16 protein-coding genes are annotated in these 18,784 nt (G+C 34.3%); 2 read left to right on the forward strand and 14 right to left on the reverse strand.

What is annotated here, in order from left to right:
* Nucleotides 1-85 precede the first annotated feature (85 nt).
* The 7 genes from CN925_RS01365 to hutU form a co-directional block, all read right to left on the reverse strand.
* Entirely contained in the window at nucleotides 86-1,468 is a 1,383-nt protein-coding gene (locus CN925_RS01365; protein ID WP_098843970.1) for an L-cystine transporter, read from the reverse strand.
* Nucleotides 1,469-1,609: 141 nt separating this feature from the next.
* A complete protein-coding gene (locus tag CN925_RS01370; protein ID WP_098843971.1) occupies nucleotides 1,610-2,077 on the reverse strand; it encodes a DUF3291 domain-containing protein in 468 nt (155 codons plus the stop codon).
* A 206-nt stretch (nucleotides 2,078-2,283) separates the two neighbouring features.
* A complete protein-coding gene (locus tag CN925_RS01375; RefSeq protein WP_098843972.1) occupies nucleotides 2,284-2,742 on the reverse strand; it encodes an SRPBCC family protein in 459 nt (152 codons plus the stop codon).
* A complete protein-coding gene (locus tag CN925_RS01380) occupies nucleotides 2,735-3,052 on the reverse strand; it encodes an ArsR/SmtB family transcription factor (protein WP_098843973.1) in 318 nt (105 codons plus the stop codon). Before CN925_RS01380 ends, CN925_RS01375 begins: the two co-directional genes overlap by 8 nt.
* A gap of 126 nt (nucleotides 3,053-3,178) precedes the next feature.
* On the reverse strand, nucleotides 3,179-4,486 hold the full coding sequence (locus tag CN925_RS01385; protein ID WP_098843974.1) for an MFS transporter: 1,308 nt from the start codon (nucleotides 4,484-4,486) through the stop codon (nucleotides 3,179-3,181).
* Between the two features lie 70 nt (nucleotides 4,487-4,556).
* Complete coding sequence (gene hutI, locus CN925_RS01390; RefSeq protein ID WP_098843975.1) at nucleotides 4,557-5,813, reverse strand: imidazolonepropionase; 1,257 nt, start codon at nucleotides 5,811-5,813, stop codon at nucleotides 4,557-4,559.
* On the reverse strand, nucleotides 5,813-7,489 hold the full coding sequence (hutU, locus tag CN925_RS01395; protein ID WP_098843976.1) for a urocanate hydratase: 1,677 nt from the start codon (nucleotides 7,487-7,489) through the stop codon (nucleotides 5,813-5,815). The genes hutI and hutU overlap by 1 nt, the downstream gene beginning before the upstream one ends.
* 214 nt (nucleotides 7,490-7,703) lie before the next feature.
* Between hutU and CN925_RS01400 the strand changes: the two genes are divergently transcribed.
* A complete protein-coding gene (locus tag CN925_RS01400; protein ID WP_286138233.1) occupies nucleotides 7,704-8,117 on the forward strand; it encodes a VOC family protein in 414 nt (137 codons plus the stop codon).
* Between the two features lie 58 nt (nucleotides 8,118-8,175).
* On the opposite strand, the gene CN925_RS01405 is transcribed toward CN925_RS01400, so the two are convergent.
* From CN925_RS01405 to CN925_RS01430, 6 genes are all read right to left on the reverse strand, one after another.
* Nucleotides 8,176-8,703: a DinB family protein gene (locus CN925_RS01405; protein ID WP_098843977.1), complete on the reverse strand. Its 528-nt coding sequence runs from the start codon at nucleotides 8,701-8,703 to the stop codon at nucleotides 8,176-8,178.
* 59 nt (nucleotides 8,704-8,762) lie between these two features.
* Nucleotides 8,763-9,179, reverse strand: a complete 417-nt coding sequence (locus CN925_RS01410; protein WP_098843978.1) for a tetratricopeptide repeat protein — start codon at nucleotides 9,177-9,179, stop codon at nucleotides 8,763-8,765.
* Nucleotides 9,180-9,298: 119 nt separating this feature from the next.
* Nucleotides 9,299-10,768, reverse strand: a complete 1,470-nt coding sequence (locus CN925_RS01415; protein WP_098843979.1) for a helix-turn-helix transcriptional regulator — start codon at nucleotides 10,766-10,768, stop codon at nucleotides 9,299-9,301.
* Nucleotides 10,769-11,090: 322 nt separating this feature from the next.
* On the reverse strand, nucleotides 11,091-11,597 hold the full coding sequence (locus CN925_RS01420) for a protease inhibitor I9 family protein (RefSeq protein ID WP_098843980.1): 507 nt from the start codon (nucleotides 11,595-11,597) through the stop codon (nucleotides 11,091-11,093).
* A gap of 128 nt (nucleotides 11,598-11,725) precedes the next feature.
* Nucleotides 11,726-11,956: a hypothetical protein gene (locus CN925_RS01425; protein ID WP_098843981.1), complete on the reverse strand. Its 231-nt coding sequence runs from the start codon at nucleotides 11,954-11,956 to the stop codon at nucleotides 11,726-11,728.
* Nucleotides 11,957-12,194: 238 nt separating this feature from the next.
* Nucleotides 12,195-12,377 (reverse strand): hypothetical protein, encoded by a 183-nt coding sequence (locus CN925_RS01430; RefSeq protein ID WP_098843982.1) that lies wholly within the window; start codon nucleotides 12,375-12,377, stop codon nucleotides 12,195-12,197.
* A gap of 499 nt (nucleotides 12,378-12,876) precedes the next feature.
* Between CN925_RS01430 and CN925_RS01435 the strand changes: the two genes are divergently transcribed.
* The gene (locus tag CN925_RS01435) at nucleotides 12,877-14,514 is read left to right on the forward strand and encodes a M4 family metallopeptidase (RefSeq protein WP_098843983.1); all 1,638 of its coding nucleotides are present in this window, start codon (nucleotides 12,877-12,879) and stop codon (nucleotides 14,512-14,514) included.
* A gap of 83 nt (nucleotides 14,515-14,597) precedes the next feature.
* On the opposite strand, the gene CN925_RS01440 is transcribed toward CN925_RS01435, so the two are convergent.
* Entirely contained in the window at nucleotides 14,598-18,698 is a 4,101-nt protein-coding gene (locus tag CN925_RS01440; protein ID WP_098843984.1) for a S8 family serine peptidase, read from the reverse strand.
* Between the last annotated feature and the right edge of the window lie 86 nt (nucleotides 18,699-18,784).

Consider the following 18,784-nt stretch of genomic DNA (forward strand, 5'->3'; position numbering starts at 1 on the left):
TTGTAGATAATGTTTCATTAGTTTGATAAAAAAAGAGTCCCTAGTAAATAATTTTATTAGGGACTCTTTTTATTAGACTTTTAAATTATGCCTCTACAACATCCGCTTGCTGATAAACTTCTTTTTCGAATTCTCCAGTTGCTTTACTTGTTAGGATACCTGATGTCATTGCTCCACTAACGTTTAGAGCTGTACGGCCCATGTCGATTAGAGGTTCAACTGAAATTAGTAATCCAACGATCGCGATTGGAAGATTCATAACTGAAAGGACGATAAGAGCTGCAAAAGTTGCTCCTCCACCGACACCAGCTACACCGAATGAACTGATTGCTACGATTAGAATTAGAGAGATAATAAATGATACACTTGTTGGATCTATACCAGCTGATGGAGCTACCATTACAGCTAACATTGCTGGGTAAATACCAGCACATCCATTTTGACCGATTGAAAGTCCAAACGAACCAGCGAAGTTTGCAATACCTTCTGAAACACCAAAATCTTTTGTTTGTGTTTTGATTGTCATTGGTAATGTTCCCGCACTTGTACGTGATGTAAATGCAAATGTTAAAGTTGGTAAGGCTTTTTTCACATAACTTACTGGGCTTAGTTTTGCAAATGATAATAATAATAAATGCACAATAAACATTAAGATTAAAGCCACATAGGATGCAATTACAAACTTACCTAATTTTACGATTGCATCATAATCACTTGTTGCTGCTACTTTTGTAATGATTGCTAAGATTCCATATGGTGTTAAACGAAGAATTAATGATACGACTCTCATCGTAATTGAATATAGTGTATCAATTATTTTAGCAAAAAACTCTGCAGTTTCAGGCTCTTTTCGTTTTACTCCTAAGTATGCAATTCCCACAATAGCTGCAAAAATAACAACTGCAATTGTTGAAGTTGCACGTGCACCAGTTAAATCTAAAAATGGATTACTTGGAAATAATTCAAGGATTTGTTTAGGGATTGTCAACGATTCTACAGTTGGCACTCGACCTTGTAATTCTGTAATTCTAGCAGTCTCTTGAGCACCTTCTGATAGTTTGATTCCATCAAGTCCAAATCCTAAAGCGGAACCAATTCCGATAGCTGCTGAAATAGCTGTTGTACCAAGAAGGATCCCAATAACAAGGACACTAATTTTACCGATATTCTTTGTTAATTTTAATTTTGTAAACGCACCGACAATTGAAACGAATACTAGTGGCATGACAATCATTTGTAATAGTTTTACATAACCACTACCAACAATGCTAAACCAGTCGATTGTTCCAACTGTAACATCATGTTCAGTTCCATAGATTAAATGAATAATATAACCAAAAATAAGACCTAAACCTAAACCTGCGAATACACGCTTTGAAAAAGATACATGCTTTTTTTGCAAAAGATACAATCCATACATAAGTACTAATAAGATCGCAACATTTACGCAGATAAGAAATGTATTCATTTTTCTCCCCCTTTTCTTTTAATAATTTAATTTACGAAAATATTAATACAAGTATTCCTATAAATCAAGTAGGAATTGTTTGTTTTTCGAAAAATTCCTACTTATTCCTCATTATGATGCAATCTATCTAGAAACCTATTACTACTTAATGAATAGCAATTCACCATATTGATCAAATGCATGCTTAAAATCAAAAGCAGTAGGAGTCGGTCCATTTTGAATATAATAGTCATATCTTTTAAAGGCCTCTTCCCACGAAACATCACTTTGTTTCTCGGTCCACCATATAACATATGAAAGATGCTTCTCCTTATAAGATTCCATCCATTTACCTCGATCTTTCAATGCTTGTTTATGGTGTCCGGAGTACGTAAAACGATATAGGGATTCTAAGTTCTTCCAAACGGTTAGTGTAAGTATAGGAGCGCCTTCCCCCTTATTAGCTTCTTTAGGGAGAGAAATTCCATCAGATGAAAACGCATCAATCATATGTCCTGATTTTATAGCCTGACGAAAGACATCATTTCCTACAGAAAAAAATTGACGAGAGGCAGAGTGGTCATATGGGTGTTTTAGCCTACCAACTGTATAAATTGCAACAAAAGCCATAAATAGTCCTCCGTAGACAGGTTTTATTAAATTTATATTCAAGTACGCTTTTATTTCATAACTAATTCTTTTTTTCAATATTTTTATATTTTGTAGATAATTGGGTTAAGTTGGACATTTTGTGGACGGTATAGAAATTAAATGTAGATAAAAAAAGAGACCTCCCTTTGTCAGTTATCCTGACTTACGGAATAGCCTCTTTTAAATTATGAAATAGAAATAGGTGGCAATGTCTTACCTGTTTCTAGCAAACTCTTTAAGTTACTTAATATCGCTGGCCAGCCATTGTTTAATCCTTCAAACGTATCATCACGATCCACAAAATCAGTCGTTTCAAGATTTTCATGTTTCAGCGTTAATCTAACAGTCGATTCTAATTCTTTTAACACAAATGTGACGATTGATGGTTCTTTACGATTCGTCGGATCATTTGTATGATTCCATGTAAACGAAAGTAAACGATATGGCTCACATTTTAAAATCGTTCCATAATCTGTCACTTCACCATTTCGTAAATAAGAAACCGTTGAGCCTACTTGCCAATCAGATTCAATGGCAGTACCGAAAAAGTATTTTTCAGTAAATTGAGTACTCGTTAATGCTTCCCATAGTTTTTCGGGTGTTGTTGCGATATATGTAACATAAACAAATTGTGGTTTATTCATTGTTGAAATCCTCCTCAAGTTTATTTAATTCACTTAATGCATCTAAACGATTATGTTCGTACTTGTTGATCCATCGCTTTGAAATTTCGCTAATCGGTACAGGATTAAGATAGTGAAGTTTATTTCGACCATGCCATTCTATGACAACTAGGTTTGCTTCTTCTAAAATCATTAGGTGTTTAGTTACTGCTTGTCTACTCATATCAAGATGTTGACATAATTCAGATAATGTTTGACCGTTATATACAAATAATTCATCAAGCAATTTTCTACGATTTGAATCGGCAAGTGCTTTAAAAACTTTATCGATTGCTTTCGCCTCCTCATTGCTTACATATTAAGCAACCAATTAGTTGCATGTCAAGTTAAATTATGCTCTATTTGAAGATAGGAAAAAAAAAAGAAATTGCCGAAACAATTTCTCTTTTTCATATGATTAACCCGCAAGATTATTTGAAGGTCTAGCCGTTTTTTCACGTTTTCCTGGTTTCACAAAGATCATAGCAACCATCCCTAACGTTACAGCAATTGATGCTGCAATAAACATTGCACTGTAACCGTGTTTTGCTACTAAGCTACCAGTTAAGGTTGGCGCAATGATTGTAGCTAGGTTTGCGATGAAATGTGTTACTCCCCCAAATGTTCCAGCTTTTTTAGGTTCCGTATCCAATACTACTGTCCAATAAATCGAGTTTGGTAAATAGTTAAATGCATTACCTATACACATTAAAATCAAGACTGCAGTTGCACTTTGAACGGTTGGAATTAGCATGAAACAAATTGCTGTAAAGAATAATGAAATGACTGTGAACCAAGATCTAGCAATACGTAAATTGCCTGTTTTTCTAAGAAGTGAATCTGATATTTTACCTCCTAGTAAACCAGTAAAAATAGCTCCAATCCATGGAATCATTCCAACAAATCCTAGTGATGCTAATGAAAATCCAAATTCATCTTGTAAATATTTTGGCGTCCAAGTAAGCAATAATATATTTACATATAAAAAGGCAAAATAACCAATTGCATTCATTACTAGAGTAGGATTTTTGAAAAAATAGTACCATGGTGTAGATTCTTGCTCACTTTTTCCGCTAATCGGATTATTTAATCGGATTAACTCAAGTTCTTGTTTTGTGACTTTTGGATTATCTTCTGGCAAGTTTGTAAATACTTTAGACCAAATAAATGCCCAAATTAAACCTACTACCCCTAGAATAATAAATGTTACTTTCCAACTTGCAACTGATAATAAAGCAACTACGATTGGTGCAGTGATCAATGCTCCTACTGGTGTACCTACTAAACCAAGCGCAACTGCAAACCCTCTTTCTTTTGGAGAAACCCAGTTAGCCATTGTTTTATTCATTGTTGAGAATGTAGGTCCTTCTGCAAGTCCAAATAATACGCGGAAAACTGCAAATCCAGCTAAAGCTGAGCCACCAAATAAGGTCGCACCTAAATTACCTGCAAATATAGTGCCTAATTCAAAAATTGACCAGGCAGTTGCGGCAAGTAACCACATAAATTTTGGACCTTTTTTGTCAGCGAAAGCCCCTCCAAATAATGCTCCAAATATATAGCCGTATCCAAAGTAACCTAAAATTTCACCCCAACTTACTGGACTTAATCCAAACTCTTTAATAATCTCTGCCTGTGCATATGCAATTGCACCTCGATCGATATAATTAACAATCGTGATGATGATGATCATAAAAATGATAAAGAATCGATAATTATTTTTCATTAAAGATTGTTCCTCCTATATAATTTTTATCAGAAGGGACCCCCATATATTTATCATTATCTGTTGCTAATTACACAATCTTTATACCCTTTTTCCAAACGGATTTCACATGGTTAACGCCAAATAAATATTGTAATTCTTGATAGTTTTTAACATTCCACAATACGATATCTGCTTGTTTTCCAACTTCAAGTGATCCAATTTGATCTTGGCGATTAATTGCACACGCAGCGTTGTATGTTGCTGCCGTTAAGCTTTCAGCTGGAGTAAGTCGCATTGATATACAAGCTAAATTCATTACAAGCGGCATCGACGTAGTCGGTGAAGAACCCGGATTACAGTCAGTTGAAATTGCCACAGCTACTCCTTCATCAATCATTTTTCTTCCTTTTGCAGCATCTTCACGTAAATAAAGTGCAGTTGCAGGTAGAAGACAAGCAATTGTTCCTGATTTTGCCATTGCAGAAATACCTTCATCAGAAGCTTTTAATAAATGCTCAGCTGAAATAGCACCAATTTTTGCTGCTAATTCCGCTCCACCATAAGGTTCAATTTCATCAGCATGAATTTTTGGGATTAAATCATATTTTTTACCTGCTTCTAAAATTCTCTCTGATTGTTCTGGTGTAAATACACCTTTTTCACAGAATACGTCATTAAATTCAGCTAATTTTTCTTCTGCGATAATTGGTAGCATGTCGTTAATTAAGTGATCAACAAATTCATCTTCTCGTCCTTTAAACTCTTTCGGCACTGCATGAGCACCCATAAAAGTAGGAACTAATTCAACTGCATGCATGTATTTTAATTTTTTCATAACTCTTAACTGCTTTAGCTCGGTTTCTAAATCCATACCATAACCGCTTTTACTTTCTACAGTCGTCACGCCATGTGCAATAAAAGAATCTAGACGTCGCATCGTTTGTGCCATCAATTCTTCTTCAGTTGCTTCACGAGTCATGCCGGCAGTCGCATGAATTCCGCCACCCGCATTCATAATATCCATATATGTTGCAACTTCAAGACGCATTTCAAATTCACGCTCACGGCTTCCACCATACACAACATGTGTATGTGGATCCACTAGACCAGGAGTAACAAGTTGATTTGATGCATCAACTACTTGTGCTTCATGAATTTTTTTTGCATAGCGATCTTGAATTTCTTTTGTTGTTCCAACAGCTTGGATCACTCCATCTTCAATCCATAAGCTACCGTCTTCAATTAAACCAAGCTCTGACATTGCTTCCTTTGAGCGAGGTCCTTTCACGTTTGAAGCAAGCGTTGCTAATTGAGCAGCATTTTTAATCCAAATTGGTTTAGTCATTACTTATCAGTCCCTTTATCAAGCATTGGAATATTTACTCCTCTTTCACGAGCAGTTTGTTTAGCTAGCTCATAACCTGCATCAGCGTGACGAACTACACCCATTCCAGGGTCTGTTGTTAATACGCGCTCAATACGTGCTTCTGCTTCTTTTGTACCATCTGCAACAATTACGACACCAGCGTGTAAAGAGTAACCCATTCCTACTCCACCACCGTGATGGACTGATACCCAAGTTGCTCCACCAACTGCGTTAATCATTGCATTTAAGATTGGCCAGTCTGCTACTGCATCTGATCCATCCATCATGCTTTCAGTTTCACGATTTGGAGATGCTACAGAACCTGAATCTAAGTGGTCTCTTCCAATTACGATTGGAGCTTTTAATTCACCACTTGCAACCATGTCATTTAAAATTTTACCGAAACGAGCGCGCTCGCCGTATCCTAACCAGCAAATACGAGAAGGTAGACCTTGGAATTCTACTTTTTCACCGGCCATACGAATCCAGTTACATAAATGCTCATTATCAGCAAATTCACGTAAAATAGCTTGGTCAGTTTTGTAAATATCCTCAGGATCACCTGATAATGCTACCCAACGGAAAGGTCCTTTCCCTTCACAGAATTGTGGGCGGATATATGCTGGAACGAATCCTGGGAAATCAAATGCATTCTCTACGCCTTCATCCTTCGCAACTTGACGAATGTTATTACCGTAATCAAATGTGACAGAACCTTTTTCCATCATTTCAAGCATTGCTTTAACATGAGTTGCCATTGAAGCTTTTGAACGAGCAACATAAAGTTCTGGGTTTGAAGCTCTTAATTCTGCAGCTTCTTCTAATGACATTCCAGATGGAGTATAACCGTTTAATGGATCGTGCGCAGATGTTTGGTCAGTTAATACTTCTGGAATAAAGTTTCTAGCAATCATTTCTGGTAAAATTTCAGATGCATTTCCGATTAGGCCGATTGATAATGCTTTACCTTCTTTTTTCGCTTCCTCAGCAAGACGAATTGCCTCATCTAAAGAATCTGTTTTTACATCCGTATATCTAGTTTCGATACGACGATCGATTCTAGTTTCATCTACATCGATCCCAATGCATACTCCACCATTCATTGTAACAGCTAGTGGTTGAGCTCCACCCATTCCACCAAGACCAGCTGTAACAGTAATTGTACCTTGAAGTGTGCCATTGAAATGTTGTTTTGCTAATTCAGCAAATGTTTCGTATGTTCCTTGAACAATACCTTGAGAACCAATATAGATCCAGCTACCAGCTGTCATTTGTCCGTACATCATTAAACCTTTTTTATCTAATTCGTGGAAAGTATCCCAATTAGCAAAAGCAGGTACTAGATTTGAGTTAGCAATTAAAACACGTGGTGCATCCGTATGAGATTTAAAAATCGCAACTGGTTTACCAGATTGAACTAATAATGTTTCATCATTTTCTAAATTCTTTAATGATTCAACAATCGCATCGAAGCACTCCCAGTTACGAGCTGCTTTACCAATTCCACCATATACAACAAGATCCTCTGGACGCTCTGCTACATCTGGATCTAAATTATTCATTAACATACGAAGAACTGCTTCTTGTTGCCAACCTTTTGTATTTAATTCCGTACCTCTATATCTAACTACTTTATCAACTGTAACCGTATTCATAATTTAATACCCCCTAGATTTGATGTTTTCAGTCTAACACGAATTTTTAGAAATTTTATTATAAAATGATGATTATTTTATAATACATTTCACTATACTTATCTTTTAATTATATTTTTATAATCTATCTCAAAATCTATTAATTAATTAGACTATTTTAAAAAATACGATGAAAATAATAGAGGTTTATCATCATTCACGTTGAAATCATATATTGATTAAATCGAAGGGTGGAATCATTATCAAATCAATCATTTCTCCAATTACAAACAAAGTTAACTACGTTTTTATTCACGTTAAGGAACTAAAAAAGTCAGTTGAATGGTATTGTAAACTCCTTGGCATTACAACCGATCTTAGTCAAATAGAATCCCCTGTATTTAATATCCCTGTAACAGGTACAACTGGATTAACTTTAGACGACCACACTTTTGATCCGGATTACAAATTTCAACCTTCAAAAAATGTGTTATTTAATTTCTACTCAGATGACATAGACCAAGCTTACCTATTTATGAAAGAAAATCATATTACGATCGTAAAAGAGATTGAACGCATTGGAGAATTTGCTTATTTTAACTTTGAGGATTTGGATGGAAATGTACTAATGATTTGTAATAGTAAATAAAAAAACAAAATTTAAGCCTGTATCATCGATTACCATTAATCTTAGATACAGGCCATTTTTAACTATTTTTATACAATTTACGAATCATTCTTATTTGACCACGATGATTGATTTCATCCTCAAACACATGAAACCATTTAAAGTAGTTTGTAGCTTTTGTATTTCCAAATTCAGTCTGCTCATGTAACCACTCATCTGAAAGTGTATTAAATTTTGTATATGTATCTTCTCGAATCGAATTTAAGAGATTAATATAATAGTTTGCATCATTACCTTTAATACGTTCCCTAGCTGCTTCATCTAAATCTAAACCTGGTAACCATTTCTTTTCTTCTTCTGAATTTAAATCTCGATTTTCAAATGTATTAAGTTGATACCAATACTCAACCCCTGCCATGTGAGTAAGTAGCATCCCAATCGAATTGCTTGCTTTAGAATGCAAATAATCTAGTTCCTCTACTGTAATATCTTTAATTGCTTCTAGAGTTGTATATCTTACATAATTCATCATTGAAATTAATGTATTAAAATCTCCTTTTACACCATCTTGTTCTCCGACTAAAAATAATTTATTCCATTCGTTCATAGTTGTAACTCCTTTTATTAACTCACAATCATTTTCACAGACAATATCTATTCTTTCTCCTAAATTATCGCAAGTATGAGTTTTAAATATTTTGGATCTTCCTCTTTAAAAATCTCCCCAGCCTTCAACAAATATGCTCTCAATAAATATTCCTTTGCTTTTTCTTCATCATGTGTTTCAAATAAAACCTGCCCCAATCTCAATAATATATATGGGTTGTTCAATCCCCCAGGACAATTAAATGCATCGTAAAAATAATTCTTTGCTTTAGAATAATCGTTTAAATAAAAATAAACGTCTCCGATTGATGTTAGAATCCAAGCACTAGCTTCCCACGTAAATTTAGGCTTAGGTATTAATTCTAAAGCCTCTTTATACTTTTTAATGGCGCCATCAAAATTTTGTGCTTCAAATAAAGCATTAGCTTCCTCAGAAAGTTCTACGATATGTTCATAAGTTACTTCTTTAAGTTCCATAAGCTCTCCTTTATTTTTGTATTATAGTTTGATGGTCGTTGATTACAGTTTTCCTAAAAGAAATACTATAACAATCTAGCGTTTTCCCCTTACTGCTTCTAATAAAAGACTTTCTAGTCCTACAAACCAGATCGATAAACTAAAGGTGTACATCCTTCTAGCATTTTGAACTTTGCATTAAAATATGATTGGTGAGAATAGCCACTTAATCTTGAAATCTCATCTAATGGCAGGTCCGTTTCATCTAATAATCGTTTAGCTTCTCTTATTCGTACTTCATGGAGAGTGGCTCTAAACGATTGATTTGATTCAGCTGCAAATCGACGACTTAGTGTACTTTTATTGATTCGAAGTGTATCCGCGCAATCTGTTAAACTCCATCCCGCATCCCAGTAATTCGATTCAATTAACTCCCTTGTTTTTTCGACTAGTGTACGGTGGCCTTCTTGTAAAGCATCATGCCCCTGTAATAATAGACTTGTTGTAAAATCTAACAATTCTTGAACAATTTGATAAATGATTGGGCCATGAACAATTTTTTGGAAAATATCATAATAAATTCCTTCCCATGATGCATTTTGGAGATTATTCGATTTCATATATCTTCTTATTTGTGCAAGTACGCTTGTTAATCTGATTCGAACAATTTCCGGATCTGGATAAGGCTGTTGAATTGTTAAAAATTCTCGTTCCATCCAATCTCGAATTGCTTTTGCGTCTCTTTTTTCTAACATTTCAATCCAATGACGTTGCTCTAATGGTGTAAGGAATGGGTCCTTTTCTTGAAAGGGCATCGGATCATTTTCCGCCAAAATAATATCATAACCTTCAAAGAAGATTCTTCGTGTTAGCTGAAGTGTTTGTTCGTATATATTTTTTAATGTTTCCTCCGGAGCACCAACTTTCATAACGATTGCGAGTGGCTCATCCATCATTTCCTTCCACCGAGTAAGAAATGCATTATATTCGTCCTGTAATAACACTTCTTCATCAGCTTCATGCACACTTAATATAAATCCTGATAATACGAATATACGATTTTTCCCCGTAAATGGATTTCGTTCCAATGCTTTATACACAAGTGGAAGTGTTCCTGAGTTTGGTGTCAAAAAAGCAACCATAGTAATTGGGCCATCGTACTTTCGATCATTCAGAAAAAGGTCCGGATAATCTATGTTAAATGAGTTAATTTCTTCGTTAATATTTCTAGTAAAGGATCTTTCTTTATTACGAATTTGATAACGTAATTGTTGTATATGCTTAATTAAATCAGTAGGCGAAAAAGGACGAAATAATACATCCTCTGCTCGATACTGTAATGCAAGATAGGCAGTTTGAAAGATTCGTTCAGATGAGATGCCTAACCAGCGAATAGAAAATTTTTGAATTAAATCCCCAAATCTTTCACTTTCATTTTTCCAATTGTCCATATCAAATATGACCAGTTCGGGCTGCTGTTTTTGAATAGCCTTTTCAAATTCTCCCATTGTTTTCCATGAAACAAGGGTAATACCAGTAAAGTGCGATTCCACGACCCATCGAATCCCTGAAGCCTCTAGCTCATCTTTTGCAACTAAATGAATTTCCATCGTGTTTTTCACCTTCACTTTTAGCTTTTTTCTAACATAATAGCAAATTTATTTTGTTTTTGCAGAACAAAAACTATTAAAAATTCAAAATTTTTTTAAATATATTCTAGGTAGTTTTTTTGAGTTTATAAAAAAATAGACTATACACATGGTAATAGTCTACAAGCATTAAACAAACTGATTTACGATTAGCTTCCATGTAAAACCAAAACATTCCCATACAACCAAAACCAATCTCAGAAACGAATGAACCATTTTGTCCAACTTTCCTTTTTTAATAACTCTCCTCCAAAACTCTCTTTTTCTATACTTATCATTAAATTTATTTTTGATTATTTGGTGTAACTGGAGGCATAATATGCACTTTTTTATTCGGATAAATTCTTGCAATTACAGTCGATTTGGATAATCTTTTAATATCTTTTCCCGGTAATTCCATAGACACTCCATTCAGTGCTGACTTATAAACATGCCTAATCATATATGGTACATGTTGGTCCTCCAGGAGAGTTTTTAATTCCTCTTGAAATTTCGCATGGCTTTCCTCTACTTGCTTAGTCGCTTCTTCTAAAGTAAGTTCTTTTCCAGCTGCCTCTGCTTCCTTAACAGCTACTACAGCAGGCTTTGTTTTGAACTCAATAATAATTGAAGTCATTGCATTCGTTGTAAAATCAATTGATGGATCCACATAAAAAGAAGGGTTCATTGTTTCCTCTGCCACCTTTGTCTCATCTTTATTTTTAGTCGTATTAATTGCATTCCCATTACATCCAGCCATGATAAAAAGCATGACAAGAAAGAAAATACTTCCTCTATAAAAATTCTTCATGTTTACTACATCCCCTTCAAATACTGAATAATAAAAAAAGACAATCTATCAGGATTCTATCCTTTAGAGTGCCCTTTCAAACATTACTTTGTGCAGCTAAACTAAACTTAGAAGAATTCAACATTTCTTTACATCCTATAATGATCGTTCAAAAATTCAATATGATAATTAATCGTCCTTAAATATTGTTTTGTTGTATCTTTTGAAAGACTTTTAATCCTCTTTAACATATGAACGCTTAATACTTTTTCATTGTTATATATTCTATATTTTTTTAAAGTTGATAGTCTATGATTATATTGACTCGCTTTTACTTCATTAAGATTTTTTACATTTATTAGATAATCTGTAAAGTTCATAATTGCCCCTCCTACTTATATAGAACAACGATTTTTCGTAAAAAGAACTAGTCCTATTTATTAAACCTACTAAAGGACTAGTTCTTTTTATCATTCTATTTAGCATGTCTATTAATTATACCTTTAAGGTTTTATTTGTTTGATCCAATAAATAAATTTCAGTTTTTTATATGGTTCCATCTATTTTTAGGACAAAACAAAAGACCTTTCCAAAATGGACAGGTCTTTTGTTAATACACTAATTTAATTCATTCATCGTCACAGAAAAGACATAACTCTGATACTTATCACAGCCTTCATAACTAAATCTTTTTCCGTCTTTTTTAAATGCTCTACCATCTTCCTTAAAACCTAAATCGTGTAAAACGTCTTTAATTGAACCATTTTCGTAATCCTTTCCGACCTCGAATTCGATACTCAAATTAATCATCCTTTTGTTAGTGTTATTATTATTTTGGTAATTTTAGGGTGTTTTTATACTGGGTTACGACTGTATACGGGAATATGAAGTAATAAGTGAAAAACGCTTCCAGAGACTATTAAGAACAGGAAAGTAGGATTATATTTTCTGCTTTTTTTGGATTTCTTATTTTATCTTCTAATTTAAATAAGAAATAATTATTCACAAATAATTATTTTCATACTTTTTCTCTCTTTATACATCGTTTTCTCGAGTTAATTTTAACCAAAAATATACATATTCTTAATAAAATTCGATTTTTTATTTACCAGTTTTTAACTTAAAATGATTCTTTTTAACTATTTTAAAGATTCTGAATTATTTTTACCTCGATATTTCCGCTTATTTTTACATCATAAAACGCAAGAATTGTCGATTTTTGTAGTTTGATAAACCAGTTTTTCAGGTGATACGATGAATTCCTCAATACCACATTGTTAACCAAGGGGAGGAATTTTTAATGAACAAAAAAGTTTTAGCGGTTGGATTATCTGTAGGATTGGCGGCAAGTAGTTTAGCAGTAACTAATACATATGCTGCACCAAAAAATGTAATGTCGAATTACAAGTACAACAAATCAGTGGGATCTCCTGAATTCATTTCTGGCCATCTGACAAAACCATCATCTAAAAATGCTGAAGATGTTGTAAAAGCTTATGTAAACTCTAATAAGGACAAGTTCAAACTTGGTTCGAAGTCTGCAAAAGATTCATTCATTGTTGAGTCTAGTAAAAAAGATATTTACGGTACTTCACTTCACTTGCAACAAGTTTATAACGGTGTTCCTGTATGGGGTTCAACTCAAACGGCAGTAGTTGGAGATAATGGAGAGCTAACTGTTTTCTCTGGTACTGTAATTCCAAACTTAGATACTAAAAAAGGGCTAAAATCGACTAAAAAAGTTAACGCTAATAAATCAATCAAAATCGCAGAAGCAGACCTAGGATATACTCCTGACTATGAAAAAGACCCAACAGCTCAACTAGTAGTTTATACAAATGGTGATGATGCAACGTATGCTTATCTAGTAAACTTAAACTTCCTTTCTCCAAAACCTGGAAACTATAATTATTTCATCGAAGCCTCAACTGGTAAAATTTTAAATAGCTATAATAGTATTGATTCAGCTGCTAGCAAACCTACTGTTACTGGGACAAACGTAACTGCAACAGGTAAAGGTGTACTTGGTGATACAAAAACCTTTAATATGACTCAATCTGGTTCAACATATTATTTACAAGACAATACTAGAGGAAATGGTATTTTCACATATAATGCAAGTAATCGTACAAGCCTACCAGGTACGCTTTTGTCAAGTGCTGACACACTTCTAAATAGTACAGCTGAAGCTGCAGCAGTTGATGCTCATTATTATGCTGGAAAAACATTTGACTATTATAAAACTGTGTTTGGACGCAATTCATATGATAATAAAGGTGCTGCTTTAAAATCAACTGTCCATTATAGCCGCAACTATAACAATGCATTCTGGAACGGTTCACAAATGGTTTATGGTGATGGTGATGGAACAACATTCACTTACTTATCGGGTGGACTTGACGTAGTAGCGCATGAGTTAACTCACGCTGTTACAGAAAGAAGTTCGAACTTAATCTATCAAAATGAGTCTGGTGCATTAAACGAAGCTATTTCGGATATTTTTGGAACTGTTATTGAGTTCTATACTAATAACAATCCAGATTACGAGATTGGTGAAGATATCTACACACCAAATGTTGCTGGTGACTCACTTCGTTCAATGAGTAATCCAGCTAAATATGGCGATCCAGATCACTACTCAAAACGTTACACTGGGACTAGTGATAATGGAGGCGTTCATACAAATAGCGGTATCATCAATAAAGCTGCTTACTTAATTGCTGTAGGTGGAACTCATTACGGTGTATCTGTTACAGGCATCGGTAATGATAAATTAGCGAAAATTTTCTATCGCGCAAATACTGTTTACTTAACTTCTTCAGCAACATTTAGTCAAGCTCGTGCAGCACTTGCACAATCTGCTGCTGACCTATACGGTGCAGGCTCTGCTGAAGTAACGACTGTTAATAAAGCATTTGATGCAGTTGGTGTATATTAATTTTATTTACAGTTTAAGTTAGATAAAAAGCCGATTTCCTTAATAGAAGGAAATCGGTTTTTATAATTTTCAAGACTAGTAGATTATAATCCTAACTCACTCTTTACAATCTCTAAAGTCTTCATTTTATATTTACTTTTTGGTTTTGGCGCATTTTCAACAGAAGGATTTTGCATTAAATAGTTCTTTTCTACGAATGCAAGGTCTTTTACATCAACGTTTCCATCTATATTAATATCTGCACTTCGTTTGTTTGTTCCCCAATATGTTTGAATAAATAATGCATCCAATACGTCAATTACATCGTCACCGTTTACATCTCCACCAAGTAGTAAAGGTAGATCGATTTTTTTAAATTGACCGATCAATTCACCTTTTTCATTTAGCATACCAATTTTGAAATTATAATGACTTCTAAAATGTCCTGGAAGTTTTATAGTCATTTGGAGTGGTTGATCAGTAAGTGCTAAATGTGAAGCTTCAATTTTTCCAAACTGATTAAAGATTTGATTATATCGATTTCCTTTGGCATCTTGTATTAATACATCTGCACCAACTTTACTGTAATCCCTTCTACTATCAAACGCCCCACCACTAGTTAATAAACCTTCAGCATATAAAAGAGATTTGATTTTCGAATAAGTAGGAACTAAATCAACATATGGTGAATTTGTAATCAGAGAATTCGTTTTACCTGATCTGTTAACATATGAACCAAATGTAAATATACCAGAACAATCTGGTCTTATTTCAAAATTATAATCTTTTACTTTAAAAGTAGCTTCCACTAAAGGAATATCCCCATTAAGAGTTTGCGTATTACTATCAGCAGTTTCTACAGTTACAATATTTGCTGAAGTGTTGGTAAATTTAATTTCTCCTAGTTTACTAGAATCTGGGTGTAATCCAACGTTTTCGATATTTAAGAAATCTGAAGATGCACCTATGTCTACAGTACCTTTTTTAAAATCGACAGCGTTCTTTAATACGACTTTCACATTTACTACATCACCCGGTTTTGCAGTCTCTTTATCCACAATTGCAGTCAAGTATGGTGTACCTTTTTTTACGATTTTAATTGTCTTAGGTGCAACACTACCATTTCCTGCAGGATCAACTACAACTAATTTAACAACCTTTACTCCACTTCCAATAGGTACGTCATATTTGAATGTGCCATTTTTATCAACAGGTATTTCTACTGGCTGTTCTCCTTTTGCTAAATCATAGACTTTGTTTGCAGACTGATCAATCTTCATACCTGCTGCTTTATGCCCTTCAATATCTTGATCAAATACTGAACCGGTAATGGTAACTGATTTTTGACCTTCCTCGTATTCAATGATATCTCCTACTGGTCCATCGATCGTATATTTAGGCTTTCTATTATCAATTACTAAATCACGATATGCTGTGAACTGTTTACCAGTATCAGTTGTCGCAAGGAGTTTGATCTTGTAAAAACCATCATCTGCCACAACACGGGATGTACTAATACCGTTAGGGGATGCGTTATCAAACGGGTAATACGTACCATTAAAGAGATTCAAATTAACTAAATCACCTTCATTTAAACTAAATCCATTCACTGCACCAAGATACCCTATTTCCTGACTCGTCTTTCCATCTTCCAATATGAAATCAATATTTCTAACATTTGATTTCATTTGAACTTGAGCAGTTATTGTCTTAATCGTGTTAGGACTTGTATATCCATCTCTATAGCGGTCTTCTGATAAGCCAAGTGATGATGTTTCAAAAACGCCTATTCCTTCTTCAACAACGTGTACACCAAAAGGAATTTTATATGTTTCTCTCGGATCATTTTGATTTGTGTAAACGATATACCCTTCATAATTACCTTTTTCAGCTGTTTTTGGTATAAAGATTGAAGCATTCATATTTTTTTGAGAATTAGCAGCTAGTTTAATAGTCGGTAAAATTGAAATTTTTACTCCGTTTTTATCAACATCTTTAGATCCACGTAAACCTGTTTGATATTTAACTGCTACATCAAATGTTTTTGTTTCATTTCCAGAATTTTTAAGAACAACTTTACGCTCTTCATTTACATCAGCACTTAGATCGACTGAACCAAAGCTTAATGCACCTGTTTCATCTTTTATTTTCTTTTCTTTCCCATTTTTTAAAATAGGTGTTTCATTTTGAACTTTCATTTCAATCGATGAATGCACTGCTTTATATATATCTACTCTACCTGCTCCTGATTCAAAAACACTATAATCCCTACTTAAAGGAGTAGCAGTATTCATTAGGATTGACTTGACATCACTCGGTTTTAAACTTGATTTTGCTTGGAGTAAAAGTGCAGCCATACCTGCAACATTTGGCGTTGCCATAGATGTACCCGAAAGTCGTTCATAAGCGTATTCATAATCGTTTGGCTTATTTTTATTAATCATATAAGCTGGCACAGTAGAGAAAACACCAACACCTGGAGCAGTAATTTCTGGCTTAATATCGTATGTCACACGAGCTGGTCCACGTGAACTAAAATCCGCTAACTCGTCTGCTTTTGTTTGAATTTCTCCAAGTTCATTAAAAGTAAACGTACTTGCTGTATTAACTTTTGATTTCAAAGCTAGGCCTTGCGCATTTGTTAACGTGAATGTAGGAATATATTCTAATCCTTCACCTAAATAAGACGGTATAAGACCTTCATCTGGATTATTATTGAAAAGTAGCGCTGCTTGTGCACCATTTAATTTTGCATATTTTACTTTATCTGCCAAAGTAATATTGTTCCCACGACTTATTAATACAACTTTCCCTTTTACATCTTTATTTTTATAGTCAGTTGATCCGCCATACCCAACATCAATTATTGAATAGGATTGGCCATTCAATTGCTCAACATGATCTGTGTAACCTTTCGCCATTTCTTGCAAGTCAGCAGAAGTTGTTTCTGTACCTGATTGAAGTACACTCTTATATGTATGTAAATTATTTGGTTCATTACTTGCTCCTACTGTCAAAGCCAGTGCTGCAGTACCTGGAGAACCTAATGTATACATATCATTTCCGCTGTTTCCAGCAGCAATTATTGCTGTAACTCCACTTAATACTGCTTGGTTAATCGCTATACTCGTAGAATATAGTGGATTATTAATCCCTGCACCTAATGAAAGATTAATGACGTCCATCCCATCGGCAACAGCTTGATCAATCCCTGCTATAACACTAGAATCTGTACCCGAACCGTAATGTCCCAATACACGATAAGCATGTAACTCGACATCTGGAGCAATTCCCTTCATTTTAATATCCCCGTCATTTTTTCCTTGTCCAGCAATGATTCCTGCGACGTGTGTACCATGTTCAGTATAGTATGGTGCGCCTGTTGCCCAGAAAAACTCAGCAAATCCAGACTTTTTCCAGTCTTCATATGTAGTTTCCATCGGATCATTGTCATTATCGATAAAATCGTATCCACCCTTATATACATCCTTTAAATCTGGATGATTATAGTCGATACCAGTATCAATAACTCCTACTTTAACCCCTTTTCCAGTAATACCTTCCTGATGGAGCTTGTCTACCCCTAAAAACGAAAGAGCTGATTGATTACTTGATCCCCCAGTTTGTATTTCTTCTTGATTGTTTTCGATTTCAGCATGAATTTCTTCATTACTCCAAACTGCTTTAACAGCATTTGATTTTAAAAGGTTTTTAATTTGATTTGCTGGTAGACTCATTGAAACACCATTAAAAGCATGCTTAAATGAACGGTTTACTTTATAGTTTACTTTCCTATTATTACCTTCTGATAATACTTGTCCTAAATCCTTTGAAAAAGTTGCATGGTCTTGATCAACAAGGTTTGATGCTTCTGTCTTTGTGAGCTGTTTACCATTTATTGCTGATTCTAGTTGCGCAACTTTTGCTGGTTTATTATTAAATTCAACAATAACGCTCGTTTGTGTTGTAGCATCTAAATCAATATCTCGATTAACTTGCAAACCAGTCTCATTACTCGTTGTAAACTGATGTAGTGCTGCCCTCTCGGCTGATGATAAATTTGCCAGCAACTTATCTACTTTAGAGTATGTTGCAGCTTTTGAAGAAATTGATACATAACTTAAAGATCCAAGAATAAAGCTAGATGACAATGCTAACACAGAAATCCTTTTGGCAAGCTTACTTCTAGAAATATGTTTTCCCATTTTCTACCTCCTAAAATTCAGAAACAAAAATCACTTTTATTATTTATTATTCTGAACATTCGGTCAATTGGGTTATTTATCCGCTA

Origin of the sequence: Bacillus sp. AFS055030 (genome assembly GCF_002574545.1) — a bacterium.
Lineage (GTDB): Bacteria > Bacillota > Bacilli > Bacillales > Bacillaceae_G > Gottfriedia.

What these genes read in the sequence shown, in the direction of transcription:
- CN925_RS01365 (WP_098843970.1), bottom strand. Translation starts at nt 1,468, where the DNA reads ATGAATACATTTCTTATCTGCGTAAATGTTGCGATCTTATTAGTACTT.
- CN925_RS01370 (WP_098843971.1), bottom strand. Translation starts at nt 2,077, where the DNA reads ATGGCTTTTGTTGCAATTTATACAGTTGGTAGGCTAAAACACCCATAT.
- CN925_RS01375 (WP_098843972.1), bottom strand. Translation starts at nt 2,742, where the DNA reads ATGAATAAACCACAATTTGTTTATGTTACATATATCGCAACAACACCC.
- CN925_RS01385 (WP_098843974.1), bottom strand. Translation starts at nt 4,486, where the DNA reads ATGAAAAATAATTATCGATTCTTTATCATTTTTATGATCATCATCATC.
- hutI (WP_098843975.1), bottom strand. Translation starts at nt 5,813, where the DNA reads ATGACTAAACCAATTTGGATTAAAAATGCTGCTCAATTAGCAACGCTT.
- hutU (WP_098843976.1), bottom strand. Translation starts at nt 7,489, where the DNA reads ATGAATACGGTTACAGTTGATAAAGTAGTTAGATATAGAGGTACGGAA.
- CN925_RS01405 (WP_098843977.1), bottom strand. Translation starts at nt 8,703, where the DNA reads ATGAACGAATGGAATAAATTATTTTTAGTCGGAGAACAAGATGGTGTA.
- CN925_RS01410 (WP_098843978.1), bottom strand. Translation starts at nt 9,179, where the DNA reads ATGGAACTTAAAGAAGTAACTTATGAACATATCGTAGAACTTTCTGAG.
- CN925_RS01415 (WP_098843979.1), bottom strand. Translation starts at nt 10,768, where the DNA reads ATGGAAATTCATTTAGTTGCAAAAGATGAGCTAGAGGCTTCAGGGATT.
- CN925_RS01420 (WP_098843980.1), bottom strand. Translation starts at nt 11,597, where the DNA reads ATGAAGAATTTTTATAGAGGAAGTATTTTCTTTCTTGTCATGCTTTTT.
- CN925_RS01425 (WP_098843981.1), bottom strand. Translation starts at nt 11,956, where the DNA reads ATGAACTTTACAGATTATCTAATAAATGTAAAAAATCTTAATGAAGTA.
- CN925_RS01435 (WP_098843983.1), top strand. Translation starts at nt 12,877, where the DNA reads ATGAACAAAAAAGTTTTAGCGGTTGGATTATCTGTAGGATTGGCGGCA.
- CN925_RS01440 (WP_098843984.1), bottom strand. Translation starts at nt 18,698, where the DNA reads ATGGGAAAACATATTTCTAGAAGTAAGCTTGCCAAAAGGATTTCTGTG.